The 12,368-nt window shown below is 32.6% G+C and carries 14 protein-coding genes; 4 read left to right on the top strand and 10 right to left on the bottom strand.

Annotation, left to right across the window (positions count from 1 at the left end; genetic code table 11):
* Positions 1-196: 196 nt before the first annotated feature.
* The 6 genes from dtd to C7H52_RS05785 form a co-directional block, all read right to left on the bottom strand.
* On the bottom strand, positions 197-649 hold the full coding sequence (gene dtd / locus C7H52_RS05810; RefSeq protein WP_106462930.1) for a D-aminoacyl-tRNA deacylase: 453 nt from the start codon (positions 647-649) through the stop codon (positions 197-199).
* Positions 650-652: 3 nt separating this feature from the next.
* A complete protein-coding gene (gene rsgA / locus C7H52_RS05805; RefSeq protein WP_106462929.1) occupies positions 653-1,603 on the bottom strand; it encodes a ribosome small subunit-dependent GTPase A in 951 nt (316 codons plus the stop codon).
* Between the two features lie 78 nt (positions 1,604-1,681).
* Complete coding sequence (locus tag C7H52_RS05800; protein ID WP_106462928.1) at positions 1,682-2,758, bottom strand: bifunctional 3-deoxy-7-phosphoheptulonate synthase/chorismate mutase type II; 1,077 nt, start codon at positions 2,756-2,758, stop codon at positions 1,682-1,684.
* Between the two features lie 69 nt (positions 2,759-2,827).
* Positions 2,828-3,676, bottom strand: a complete 849-nt coding sequence (locus C7H52_RS05795; RefSeq protein WP_106462927.1) for a prephenate dehydrogenase — start codon at positions 3,674-3,676, stop codon at positions 2,828-2,830.
* A 2-nt stretch (positions 3,677-3,678) separates the two neighbouring features.
* Positions 3,679-4,821 carry a pyridoxal phosphate-dependent aminotransferase gene (locus C7H52_RS05790; protein WP_106462926.1) on the bottom strand — a complete coding sequence of 381 codons (1,143 nt, stop codon included), beginning with the start codon at positions 4,819-4,821 and terminating at the stop codon, positions 3,679-3,681.
* The gene (locus C7H52_RS05785; RefSeq protein WP_106462925.1) at positions 4,818-5,642 is read right to left on the bottom strand and encodes a prephenate dehydratase; all 825 of its coding nucleotides are present in this window, start codon (positions 5,640-5,642) and stop codon (positions 4,818-4,820) included. Before C7H52_RS05785 ends, C7H52_RS05790 begins: the two co-directional genes overlap by 4 nt.
* Positions 5,643-5,876: 234 nt before the next feature.
* On the opposite strand from C7H52_RS05785, the gene gldA reads away from it, so the two are divergent.
* On the top strand, positions 5,877-6,770 hold the full coding sequence (gene gldA, locus C7H52_RS05780) for a gliding motility-associated ABC transporter ATP-binding subunit GldA (protein WP_106462924.1): 894 nt from the start codon (positions 5,877-5,879) through the stop codon (positions 6,768-6,770).
* 61 nt (positions 6,771-6,831) lie between these two features.
* Complete coding sequence (locus C7H52_RS05775; RefSeq protein WP_106463087.1) at positions 6,832-7,677, top strand: hypothetical protein; 846 nt, start codon at positions 6,832-6,834, stop codon at positions 7,675-7,677.
* Between the two features lie 28 nt (positions 7,678-7,705).
* On the opposite strand, the gene C7H52_RS05770 is transcribed toward C7H52_RS05775, so the two are convergent.
* Together C7H52_RS05770 and C7H52_RS05765 are read right to left on the bottom strand one after the other, a co-directional pair.
* A complete protein-coding gene (locus C7H52_RS05770) occupies positions 7,706-8,455 on the bottom strand; it encodes a head GIN domain-containing protein (RefSeq protein WP_106462923.1) in 750 nt (249 codons plus the stop codon).
* Between the two features lie 4 nt (positions 8,456-8,459).
* Positions 8,460-9,572, bottom strand: coding sequence for an acyloxyacyl hydrolase (locus C7H52_RS05765; protein WP_106462922.1), 1,113 nt, complete (start codon positions 9,570-9,572; stop codon positions 8,460-8,462).
* A gap of 150 nt (positions 9,573-9,722) precedes the next feature.
* Between C7H52_RS05765 and C7H52_RS05760 the strand changes: the two genes are divergently transcribed.
* Together C7H52_RS05760 and C7H52_RS05755 are read left to right on the top strand one after the other, a co-directional pair.
* Positions 9,723-10,136 (top strand): hypothetical protein, encoded by a 414-nt coding sequence (locus C7H52_RS05760; protein ID WP_106462921.1) that lies wholly within the window; start codon positions 9,723-9,725, stop codon positions 10,134-10,136.
* A 27-nt stretch (positions 10,137-10,163) separates the two neighbouring features.
* Positions 10,164-10,580: a hypothetical protein gene (locus C7H52_RS05755; protein ID WP_106462920.1), complete on the top strand. Its 417-nt coding sequence runs from the start codon at positions 10,164-10,166 to the stop codon at positions 10,578-10,580.
* Positions 10,581-10,639: 59 nt separating this feature from the next.
* On the opposite strand, the gene C7H52_RS05750 is transcribed toward C7H52_RS05755, so the two are convergent.
* A complete protein-coding gene (locus C7H52_RS05750; RefSeq protein ID WP_106462919.1) occupies positions 10,640-10,969 on the bottom strand; it encodes a 2Fe-2S iron-sulfur cluster-binding protein in 330 nt (109 codons plus the stop codon).
* Positions 10,970-11,075: 106 nt separating this feature from the next.
* Positions 11,076-12,323 (bottom strand): sulfate adenylyltransferase subunit 1, encoded by a 1,248-nt coding sequence (locus C7H52_RS05745; protein ID WP_106462918.1) that lies wholly within the window; start codon positions 12,321-12,323, stop codon positions 11,076-11,078.
* Positions 12,324-12,368 lie beyond the last annotated feature (45 nt).

The following is a 12,368-nucleotide window of genomic DNA, read 5'->3' as shown; positions in this document are numbered from 1 at the left end:
TATAATCATTCTCAACTACTAATAATATGATAAAGTACAGTATGCTATATACTGTAAATGCTATTAAAAAAGTAAGAGTTTTTCTTTTCATAATTTTTAGCCTTGATTGAGGTATTTTGTTGGAGCTCTTAATTTTTTTTTAATTTATGAAAAAATTAAAGCGACTGCCGAAAGCGAGATTAGCTCCAAAAAATGCTTATTCTTTATTTTTTGTGTCTAATATAATAGTAACCGGACCATTATTAGTTAATTCCACCTGCATATCTGCCCCAAATTCTCCAGTTTGTATTGGTTTTCCTAAATCTTTTTCCAATTGCGTTTTAAACTCCTCATAAATTGGTGTCGAAATTTCTGGTCTAGCTGCTTTAATGTAGCTTGGTCTATTTCCTTTTTTCGTACTGGCATGAAGTGTAAATTGACTTACTAGAATGATTTCACCTTTTACAGAAATTACCGACTCATTCATAACACCAGATGTGTCTTCAAAGATTCTTAGATTAGTAATCTTACGACTCAACCACTCGATATCTTCGCTTGTATCTTCATTTTCAATACCCAAAAGAACGACCAGACCATTATTAATGGCAGCTACTTTTTTTTGGTTTATTGTCACACTTGCTTTAGTGGTGCGCTGTATTACGGCTCTCATAATTTACTCTTTATCCCACACATCGGTCCTGTAATGTTCTTCTTCTCCATTTAAAATTTGGAGATAACTACGGTAACGAGACGCAGCTACTTCATCATTTTCTAAAGCTTCCTTTACCGCACATTTTGGTTCTTCGACGTGAAGACAGTTATTAAATTTACACTCTTGTTTTAAAGCGAAAAATTCAGGAAAATAGTCGCCTACTTCTTCTTTTTCCATATCGACCACCCCAAACCCTTTTATGCCTGGTGTATCTATTATTTTAGCATCAAAACTTAAATCGAACATTTCAGCAAAAGTTGTGGTATGCTGTCCCTGCATGTGTTGTGAGGATATGGCTTTGGTTTTTAAATCTAAATCTGGCTCTATTGCATTGACTAGGGTAGATTTCCCTACACCAGAATGCCCAGTAAACATACTTACCTTACCACGCATTAAATCTTTTACCTGCTCTAAATTTTTACCGGTTTGTGCCGATATTCCTATACACTCGTAACCAATAGTTCTATAGACATGAGCGAGATAACGTACTTCGTCTAAAGTGGCTTCATCGTACACATCAATCTTATTAAAAAGAATAACTGTTTTAATAGCGTAAGCTTCTGCTGTTACTAAAAAGCGGTCTATAAAGCTGGTAAATGTTGGAGGATTATCTATAGTCACCAATAAAAACACCACATCTATGTTTGAAGCAATAATGTGAGTTTGCTTGGATAGGTTTACAGATTTGCGGACAATGTAATTATGACGGTCATGAATATGGTTAATAACACCGGTTTCCTCATCACTTTTTGTATCTAGTTCAAAGTCTACAAAATCGCCAACCGCAATAGGATTTGTGCTCTTTATACCTTGTAATCTAAACTTACCTTTTATACGGCACTGGTAAGTTTGCCCTAAAGGCGTTTTTACGGTGTACCAGCTTCCTGTAGATTTATAAACGCGTCCTGTCATGTCAAACAAAGATGAAAATTATTAACAAGGAAAACAACAAAAAAGGCTGTGTTTTAGCACAGCCTTTTTTGAAACTTTTTATTCTACATTTTTTTGATGCTGAATGGACTCTTGATGAATCGCTTTAAACACTTTTAAGATAAATTCTTCACTTAGATTTCTTTCTTCGCCTTGAAGAATCATTTTACCTAGAATTTCGTTCCAGCGTTTCGCTTGTAAAATCGCTACATTATTGGCTTTTTTAAGACCACCTATGTCATCTGCAATTTGCATACGCTTACCTAACTGTTCTATAATTTGATGATCGACTACATCAATTTTAGTTCTTAGCGTATTTAGCTTATTGTTAAATTCGCTTTCCATACTAGTGGTTTTACGAATACGTAAATCTTTAGTCATCTGGTCTAAAGCTGCAGGTGTAATTTGCTGCGCTGCATCACTCCACGCTTTATCTGGATCAAAATGCGTTTCAACCATTAAACCATCGTAATTTAAATCCAGTGCCGTTTGACATAAATCGAAAATAATATCACGACGACCAGCAATGTGAGACGGATCTAAAATTAAAGGTAAGTCTGGAAACTGCGTTTGTAAATCTACAGCAATTTGCCATTCTGGATTATTTCTATATCTCGTTTTCTCATACGTTGAAAACCCTCGGTGAATTACCCCTAAATTCTTAACATCCTGAGTGTAAAAACGCTCTACCGCTCCTAGCCACAATGCTAAATCTGGATTAACCGGGTTTTTAATTAAAACGGTTTTATCGGTTCCCTTTAATGCATCTGCAATATCTTGTACAATAAAAGGACTTACCGTAGTTCTTGCACCAATCCATAATATATCAATATCATGTTTTAAAGCCAGCTCAACATGGTTAGCATTAGCCACTTCCGTTGTGGTTAATAAGCCGGTTTCTTCTTTCGCTTTTTGAAGCCATTTTAAACCTAAAGCTCCAACACCTTCAAAATTTCCTGGTCGCGTTCTTGGCTTCCAGATACCTGCTCTTAAAACAGTAGTATCTGTATCTTTTAGCTGGTGTGCAATTTTTAAAACTTGCTCTTCAGTTTCTGCGCTGCATGGCCCTGCAATAACTAGTGGGTGATCTAAACCGAAGTTATTTAACCATGTTTTTAATTCTTTCTTGTTTTCCATAATTCATTTAATCGTGGCAAATTTAATAATTGAATGCTTATTCGGTTTATTAAAACCAATAATATTTCGTTAATAAATACCTTTTAATACCTGTTTAATATAATTAGTATCTTCCATCTCTTTAAAAACGCCTTCAAAATCGTCATTTTGAAGCAGTGTTTTGAAGTGATTTAGATTATTTATGTATTCTTCTAAAGTTTCTATCACATTGGTTTTGTTTTGTTGAAAAATTGGCGTCCACATTTTAGGCGAACTTTTAGCTAGTCTTACGGTTGAAGCAAAACCACTTCCTGCCATATCGAAAATATCGCGTTCATTTTTTTCCTTTTCCAACACTGTTTTTCCCAGCATAAATGAACTGATATGAGATAGATGTGATACGTAAGCAATGTGTTTATCATGAGCCTCAGGATTCATATATCTTAAATTCATCCCTATGGCTTCGAAAATTTTCAAGGCTCTTTTTTGTAGTTGTGGTGCTGTTTTTTCTACATCGCATATAATATTCGTTTTGTTTTTAAACAAACCCAAAAGCGCTGCGTCTGGTCCAGAAAACTCGGTACCGGCAATAGGATGCGTTGCTAAAAATTGTCTGCGGTTTTTATGTTGTTTTACCACATTACAAACAGGTGATTTTGTAGAACCTACATCTATAACCACTGCCGTCTCGTTTATCACGTCTAAAACTTTAGGGATTAAGTCCATTGCGCTATTTACAGGAATAGAAACAATGACCACATCGGCAGAGTTTAAATCTTCAAACAATGTTTCTGCTTCAATAATTCCTAGTTCTAAGGCTTTACTAACATTTTGCTTGTTGTTATCTAACCCAACCACTTGACAGGTTGGAAATGCTTTTTTAATATCTAAAGCTAAACTACCACCAATAAGACCTAAACCTATCACTGCTACTTTCATAATTATAATCGGTTTAAAGTTTCTTGTAAATCTGCTTCATTGGCACATAACGAAAAACGAATGTAACCTTCGCCTTGTGAGCCAAAAATGGTTCCCGGAGTTACAAAAACAGATTTATTGTATAGTAAATCATCTGTAAAAGCTTCGCTTGTTTTGCCTTCTGGTAGTTTAGCCCAAACAAATAACCCAGAACTTTCTTTAGTATATCTGCAGTTTAATTTATTAGCTATTTGCCAAACTAGTTCACGTCTTTTTTTGTAGATTTCATTTAAAACTTCCAGCCAATCTGTTGGTGCGCTTAAAGCCGCAATAGCACCTTTTTGAATGCCATAAAACATTCCGGAATCCATATTAGACTTTACTCTTAAAATAGCATTTACAAAAGAAGCTTTTCCTAAAACGAAACCAACACGCCATCCTGATAAGTTAAAGGTTTTACTTAATGAATTTAGTTCTAAGCAACAGTCTTTTGAACGTTCAATACTTAGTAAACTGATTTTATTTTCATTTAAAATAAAACTATATGGGTTATCATTAACTAGTAAAATATTATGTTTTAGGGCAAATTGCACCAATTTCTCTAAATGATCCTTAGTCGCATTTGCTCCGGTTGGCATGTTGGGATAATTAATCCACATTAACTTTACCTTGCTTAAATCCTGTTTCTCTAAAGCTTCTAAATCTGGAAACCAATGGTTATCTAAATTTAAGTTGTAAAAAACGGCTTCTGCTTCAACCAATTTGGATACTGAAGCATAGGTTGGATATCCTGGATTTGGAATTAAAACCTGATCGCCTTTATTTAAAAATGCCATACTAATATGTAAAATACCTTCTTTACTTCCCATAAGCGGAAGTGTCTCTGTCTCCGGATTTACTTCAACGCTAAAATGTTTTTTATAAAATTGAGCAATTGCTTCTCTTAGTTTTGGTAAGCCTACATAACTTTGATACTGGTGCGCTTTTTCATCATTTAAACTATACACCATTGCCTGAACCACTAATGGGTTTGGTGGTAAATCTGGACTACCAATACCTAGATTTATAATAGGTTTCCCTTCCGCTTTTAACTGAGCGACTTCTTTAAGCTTTTTGGAGAAGTAGTATTCCTGTACCTCTTGTAATCTATCTGCTACTTCTATCATAATGTTGCTTGTTTATATATGCCTAAAACTTTAAAATGTGTTGCCATAATTTGTATGAGTTGTTCAGCTTTTTTAAAATCGTTTAAATCATCAAAAGTAACATCTACAAAAAAAGAGTATCGCCATGGAGTATCAATTTTTGGTAGTGATTGTATTTTAGTTAAACTAAGTTTACAATCACTCATAACATTTAACAAAGCTGCTAAACTGCCTCTTTTATGGTCTAATTCAAACTTTATTGAAGCTTTATCATAATAATTACCATCTGTATTTGGCGTATTACTTAACACCATAAAACGGGTTTGATTGTGTTTAATGGTTTGAACACTTTCTGCTAGAATATCCAAGCCATAGGTTTTTGCTGCTAATACGCTTGCAATAGCCGCAATACCTTTTATTTTTAGTTCTGAAATACGCTGTGCAACGAGTGCAGTATCTTCAGCTTCTACCAACTTGATGTGTGGATATTGCTTCAAAAAAACTTTGCATTGCAACAATGCCATAGGATGTGAATGGACTTCAGTAATTTCTTCTATAGTCTGACCTGGTAACACCATAAACTGATGCTGAATATCCAAATAATGCTCCCCAACTACGGAGAAATTATTTTGGTCCACTATAGCATAATTTGGAATAATTGAACCTGCTATAGAGTTTTCTATTGCCATTACAGCAAAGTCCGATGTTTTGGCCGATAAACTGTCTGCCAAAGCATCAAATGTCAAGCATTCGTTAATTTTGTAATTCTCCTTAAAATAGGCATCGCTTACCATATGATGATAAGAGCAAGCGCCTCCTTGTATTGCTATAATTTTTCCCATAAAAAAAGCCTCGAAAAAACGAGGCTTAAATTTTAAATATGATTATAAAATATCACACACAAACATCCTCTTCTTTTAGCGGGCTAAAAAAATAATAATAGTTAAAATATGTGTTTTTAATTGTGTTCATTGTTTCTTGATGAAGCTAAATTATAAAAATAATTGAGACAGCAAACATATAATTTAATTTTTTACGTTTATTTAAATGTCTATTTTTGATAAAAAGAAGTTTATATGTCTATTGTTGTTAATGAGGTTTCAAAAGTTTACGGGAAACAATTTGCTTTAAAAAATGTATCATTTAAAGTAAACAAGCCGGAAATTGTTGGTTTTCTTGGTCCTAATGGTGCTGGAAAATCTACAATGATGAAAATATTAACCACTTATATTCCTGCAACTTCTGGACAAGCCGAAGTTAATACGTTTGATGTTATTAAACAAGAAAAACAAGTTCAAGCCAGCATTGGTTACTTACCAGAGCATAATCCGCTACACTTAGAGTTGTATGTTCGTGAATATTTGGCTTACAATGCAAAACTTTACAATGTGAATATGTCCCGTATTGACGATGTTATTAACCAAACTGGTTTGCAGCCAGAATCTCATAAAAAAATAGGAGAACTATCTAAGGGATACCGCCAACGTGTGGGCTTAGCTAATGCGCTTTTGCATAATCCAGATGTGTTGATTCTAGATGAACCAACTACAGGATTAGATCCTAACCAATTAATAGAAATTAGACAGCTTATAAAAACTTTAGGTAAAGAAAAAACCGTCTTTTTAAGCACACATATTATGCAAGAAGTTGAAGCGATGTGCGACCGTGTAATTATTATTAATAAAGGTGAAATTGTTGCTAACAAGAGTTTGGAAGATTTACGCCAAGACCAAGAACAAATTGTTATTGTGGAGTTTGATTATCGTGTTGAAGATGCTTTTTTATTAAAATTACCTAATGTAACTAAGGTTAAAAATCCGCATGGTTTTATATATGAAATTACTTTTAATACAAAAACCGACATGCGTTCTCATGTGTTTGATTTTGCACATGATAATAAACTAAAAATTCTTCAGCTCAACCAAAAAAACGCCAGTTTAGAGAGTTTATTTAGAGAATTAACGAGTTAGCTTTTGGCTTTTGGCTTTTGGCTTTTGGCTTTTGGCTTTTAAAATATTTAAAATTAAACTTATGAAAAGATTAAAATGTCTTATTGTGCTTTCGTGTTTATTTATAACACTTATATCTTGTAAGAACCATGAAACCAAGACAAATGTTGAAAACCAAGAGTTAGAGACAACAGAGCAAAAAATTGTTGCAAAATTCAGTAATAAAGGACATGAATTCGTTTTTAACATGGTTCAAAATGTTGGCAACTATAAGACTTTAGCTCAAAAAAAAGATGTTATCTACACTTATACTTATCGAACACCAGACGGCAAAGAAGACATTTCAACTGAAAAGTATATTTTTAAAAATGAGTTGTCTTATGGTGCTTACCAAAAACACGAACGTACATTACCAGAATTAGAAGGTTTAATGGAGCAAGGTTATGATGGTGAAACGTATTGGTTAAAACATAACAACCAACTTGTAGAAGATGACAAAATGCTAGAACGTGTCGCTTTTAACAGACCAACAAATTACTACTGGTTTACAATGATGCAAAAATTATTAGATCCAAATTTAATTTATAAGCATGTTGGCACTACGATTATTGACAAGACACCATACGAAGTGGTTGCAGTAACTTTTGAGTCTGATACCAATCACCCCAAAGACACTTACCAACTTTACATTAATAAAAAAACTAACTTAGTAGATCAGTTTTTATTTACGGTAGTAGACTATAATAAAACAGAACCTTTTTTAATGGTTTTAGAATATGAAACTGTTGATGGTATATTAATTCCTACGAAACGCAAATACAAAGCCTCTAATTGGAATGCCGATGTAACGGATGAACCTTGGATTACAGTAAATTGGACTAATATTACATTTAACAACGGTTTGTCAAAAGACGTTTTTAAACCTTAAGTTACAATTCCTACAGGCGCAGACATTACTATTCGAAAATAACTCGCCCAGAATATTGTTCTTGCACAGTGATAACTGGCGGTGTGTTAACTACAATAACATCTCCCGTACTTACCAAATTAGCGTTTAAACTTTGTTGTGGATTAACAGTCATATCATTTGTACCACGATGGTATATAGTTACGTTCTCAGCAATTAAAAAACGGGATTCAAAACGAGCATCTCCAGAAACAAAGTTCACGTTTAAGTTTTCTGTAGCTCCTTTAATAAACATGCTAGATAATGCATTAACAGTTACGCTAAGGTTTATTGTGCTTACTTCTAAATCAAACAATCCATCTCTGGTAATAGCTTCTGGCTCTGTAAAATCTTCGCTAATTAAGTTTAAATTAGGATAATTTAGAATACCTTCACTACGAATTGGTAGTCCTGTACTGCTTCTAATTTCTTCTACATTTGGTGCTTCTACGGTAATTTTAGTAATCCCATAATCTCTGGTTAGATTACAGCCATTATTATCGTAAAGTTTTAACCTTCCGTTTTCAACAATAACCTCAATCTCATCCATTAAAAATTCACCTGTAGAAACCGTAACCTTATGCTCTGCTGCTTCTTTTAAAATCATTTCTACATGCTCAAAAACTGTGATTTTTGTAAATTCTGACACTGGAAATTCTTTAACTACAACATCGCCCGAATTCTGAAAACAATCGGGTACATTTTCGCCATTACAAGCACATAATAAAATAACTAGTATGATATATATATAATTCTTCATGTTTTTATAATCTTACACCTATTCCAAATTCTACTGCTTCTGCTTTTGCGCCATGCGATTTTAAGGTTATCGCCCCAAAAACTTTATCTCCAAAATAACGTTTTAAACCAATACGGTTATAAACGCGACCTTCAAAATCATAAGGGTAATAGACATAATAACCCAATTGTGTTATAAAAGACATTTTATTGATAAACAATTCATGACCCACAAAAACCCCAACACGTTTAAAATCCTCATCTCCAGTCACATTATCTTCAGGAAAAGCAATAGAGTAATACTTTATTAATTCTTTTAAAAACGTAGAAGCAAACAAATCTGTTCCTGCCTGAATTGCTGATTTCCTATTAATGCGTTTATCGGCATATGCAGATAAAATATAAAATGGATATTGACCGGAATTAACTACATCACTCTCATTTATACCACCACGAAATGCAATATTATATTTAATTTTTTCAGTAAATTTTTTACCAATAGTATCTGCCTGATATTCTGGAATTTCGTCGTAATCTAAATTATAATTTACCCCTGCATTAAAAACAAATGTATTGGTGGAATTGTTTGGTGCTTTTACATTAGCATTAGAGTAGTGTATTATTGAAAAACCTGCGTGTAAACCAAACCCCTTATATATATTTGGCTTATCGTAATTAAGCATTATATATGTAGAACTTAGTAAATCTGAACCATAAGCATTGTTTCTGAAATTCTCTTTTTTATCGTATGGTTTTGTAGCGTATGCAATACCTTGACCAATTCTAAATTTTAAATTACGATTTAAAAAATAAAAATTAAAGTGTGCATAAAGTCCATAATTTTCTCCCAAAAAAACATTTTTTAAATCCTGGTAAATAAAAGATGCCCCATAATCTGGGTAGTTATAACGACTTTCCCAACCTTCGAACCCATAGGTTTGCTTGTTGTAAGATGCTATAAATCCTGTAGGATGATCTGTAATTAAATGGGTAATATCTGGATTGTGCAACAAAATACTTCCGTAGAAATAATTGGCATCAAAACGTGTGGTGTGTGTTTTTGTAAATGCGTTGCCCTCTTCTTGTGCAGAGAGATTTAAACTTACGCATAATAAAAGAACATAAAAAAACGACTTCATATTGAAATTTTGAAGTCGCTAAAATACTTATAATAAGTTAGTATCTATATTAAGTTAAATAAGAAAATAGTTTATTTTTATAATGCAGCGTTAATAATTGTATTTTAGTTGATAAAACACAAAAGGACAAATTTTAAACGATTTAAATTAATGAAACTTTTATTTATATATATTTTTTTAATCTTATTAATTTTTTCTTGTAAGTCAGAAAAATCTGTTACTGGATTATATAAAAATTCTAAACCAACGATTAAAGAGTATGCTTTTTTTGAGACAAATTCTAAATATAGCGTAACTAATTCAACACTTGCTATAAATAAGGATAGTAGTTTTATTTTAAAAAGCTGTGGTATGATTAGTTATGGGAAATGGAGTGTAAACAGTAATAATTTATCATTAAATACAACAAAAGCATTTTCTTTAAGTGATACAATACAACCAATAAAAAATAATGTTAAAGATTTTAACTATAATTTTAAAATTTTTAAAAACTCGTTAATTGCTAAAAGAAAATTATTTGAAGACAATAAAACAGACGTTTTAAATAAATTTGTACTTCAATAAATAGAAAATTTTAAACGATTTATATTAATGAAACTTTTTTTATTGGCACTTTTTATTGTTGTAAGCTCCTGCAAAACCAACAAAAACTATATAGGGCAATATGTAAACGTGAAACCTAGTAAACAAGAATTTAAGTCTTTTAAAACAAAATCAAGTTTATATATCACAAACTCTAAACTTTCTTTAAATAAAGACAGTACATATCTTTATAAAAGCTGTGGATTACTGTCTTATGGTAACTGGATTTTTAACAATGATAGTATTATTTTAAAGCCAAAAAAAGTATTTTCTATGTCAGATTCAATTAACCCAATAAAAAATGATTTAGAAAATTATACTTTTAGATTTAAAGCATTGGAGTCTGACAATGTATTGGTTGGAAAAGTAAAAGATTTAGAAAAGCCAGGAACTTACCTTATGAATAAGTTTGTTTTAGAAGACTAAACACTAGCAAAAAAGCCTCTTAAATAAAATGAAGAGGCTATTTTGTTTATAAATTAGTCTTAATATTCTGGAGCTAATGTAATTTCTAAATTATGAATGGTCTCACTTACAGGAATTTGACAGCTTAAACGACTATTGGTTTTAACATTAAAAGCTTCAGCTAACATCGCGTCCTCATCATCCTCCATTGGGTTTAAATCCACGTCATTTTCTATATAACATTGGCAGGATGCACACATGGCCATACCGCCACAAATCCCAATAGTACCTTCTGGTGCCAACTCGTAAGAACGGATCACTTCCATGACATTCATAGCCATATCTGTTGGTGCTTGTACTGCGTGTTTTTTTCCGTCACGATCGGTTATATATAAAGTTACGTCTTGCATTATTTAAGTAAAAAAATGGTTAAAATTTCTTTTACAGCTTTTGCAAAAATAGTAAAAAGCCATTTAAAGCTGTGTTTTATAAGCTGCTAAAATAATGCCACCTTTTTTATTGGATAAAACCTGCGCCAACCGTATGATTGGAGTTTGAGTCTATAAGTATAAACGAACCATTAATTCTATGCTTTTTAAAAGCATCAAAAAAAATGGGCTTATTAACTTTAAAGGACACTTCTGCAATATCATTCATCTTTAAAGTAGATATTCCTGTCTCAACACCTGAATAATCCGGATGAATTTTATGAGCGACTGCTTCTACTTTTGCTAAAACTTTATGAACACCATGTTGTAAAACATATTTATTTCCTGTCTGTAAGGGTTCCTGATCTAGCCAAGAAATGGTTGCTGTAAAATCCTTGTCGATTTGCGGCAGGTCATTTTCCAAAACTATCATATCGCCTCTAGAAATATTAACATCGTCTTCTAAAGTAATTGCTACAGACGAGCGACGCTCTGCCTTTTCGAGTTTTTGGTCGTAAAACAAAATGTCTTTTATTTTGGATTTAGTTAATGATGGTAATACTACTACAGCATCGCCCACTTTTAATTCTCCTCCATACACCTTACCTGCATAAGCTCTAAAGTCATGAAACTCTTCAGTTTTTGGCCTAATAACATATTGAACGGGAAACCGTGGTGTCCCCGTATTTAAAACAGCTGCCTGGTCTAACGATTCGAAATGCTCTAGTATTGTATTTCCTGTATACCAAATAGTATTTTCAGATTTATGCACTACATTATCTCCTTTTAAAGCACTTATAGGTATAAATGTAATGTTCTGTTCTTTATAATCTCTTTTAGCCATTAAAACTTCAAACTGCGCTTTGATACCTTCATAAACTTCTTCAGAATAATTAACCAAATCCATTTTATTTATGGCTACTACAACATTTTTTATTCTCAACAAATTATTAATAAAGAAATGCCTATTGGTTTGCTCAATAACACCTTTACGCGCATCTATTAAAATAATAGCCGCTTGTGATGTTGATGCACCAGTAACCATGTTACGTGTATACTCTACATGACCTGGCGTATCTGCAATAATGTAACTTTTATTTTGAGTTGAAAAGTAAATATGTGCTACATCTATAGTTATACCTTGTTCACGCTCTGCTATCAACCCATCAGTCGCCAGAGAAAAATCTAAATAATCGTAACCTAATTGTTTACTTTTATTCTGAATAGCTTCTAATTTATCTGAAGTTAGCGATTTCGTATCATATAATAAACGACCAATTAAAGTACTTTTACCATCGTCTACACTTCCTGCTGTTGCTATTTTTAATACGTCCATTGTTATTTTGGCTGTTAGCTATTAGCGTTTGGCTTTTAGCTTTTT

It is taken from the genome of Aurantibacter aestuarii (genome assembly GCF_003008425.1).
Lineage (GTDB): Bacteria > Bacteroidota > Bacteroidia > Flavobacteriales > Flavobacteriaceae > Aurantibacter > Aurantibacter aestuarii.
Note: the sequence above shows the minus strand (reverse complement) of the source record. Positions and strands in the feature narration are given on the sequence as shown.

Coding starts and splice junctions, on each gene's coding strand:
- dtd (WP_106462930.1), bottom strand. CDS start 649: ATGAGAGCCGTAATACAGCGCACCACTAAAGCAAGTGTGACAATAAAC.
- rsgA (WP_106462929.1), bottom strand. CDS start 1,603: ATGACAGGACGCGTTTATAAATCTACAGGAAGCTGGTACACCGTAAAA.
- C7H52_RS05800 (WP_106462928.1), bottom strand. CDS start 2,758: ATGGAAAACAAGAAAGAATTAAAAACATGGTTAAATAACTTCGGTTTA.
- C7H52_RS05795 (WP_106462927.1), bottom strand. CDS start 3,676: ATGAAAGTAGCAGTGATAGGTTTAGGTCTTATTGGTGGTAGTTTAGCT.
- C7H52_RS05790 (WP_106462926.1), bottom strand. CDS start 4,821: ATGATAGAAGTAGCAGATAGATTACAAGAGGTACAGGAATACTACTTC.
- C7H52_RS05785 (WP_106462925.1), bottom strand. CDS start 5,642: ATGGGAAAAATTATAGCAATACAAGGAGGCGCTTGCTCTTATCATCAT.
- gldA (WP_106462924.1), top strand. CDS start 5,877: ATGTCTATTGTTGTTAATGAGGTTTCAAAAGTTTACGGGAAACAATTT.
- C7H52_RS05775 (WP_106463087.1), top strand. CDS start 6,832: ATGAAAAGATTAAAATGTCTTATTGTGCTTTCGTGTTTATTTATAACA.
- C7H52_RS05770 (WP_106462923.1), bottom strand. CDS start 8,455: ATGAAGAATTATATATATATCATACTAGTTATTTTATTATGTGCTTGT.
- C7H52_RS05765 (WP_106462922.1), bottom strand. CDS start 9,572: ATGAAGTCGTTTTTTTATGTTCTTTTATTATGCGTAAGTTTAAATCTC.
- C7H52_RS05760 (WP_106462921.1), top strand. CDS start 9,723: ATGAAACTTTTATTTATATATATTTTTTTAATCTTATTAATTTTTTCT.
- C7H52_RS05755 (WP_106462920.1), top strand. CDS start 10,164: ATGAAACTTTTTTTATTGGCACTTTTTATTGTTGTAAGCTCCTGCAAA.
- C7H52_RS05750 (WP_106462919.1), bottom strand. CDS start 10,969: ATGCAAGACGTAACTTTATATATAACCGATCGTGACGGAAAAAAACAC.
- C7H52_RS05745 (WP_106462918.1), bottom strand. CDS start 12,323: ATGGACGTATTAAAAATAGCAACAGCAGGAAGTGTAGACGATGGTAAA.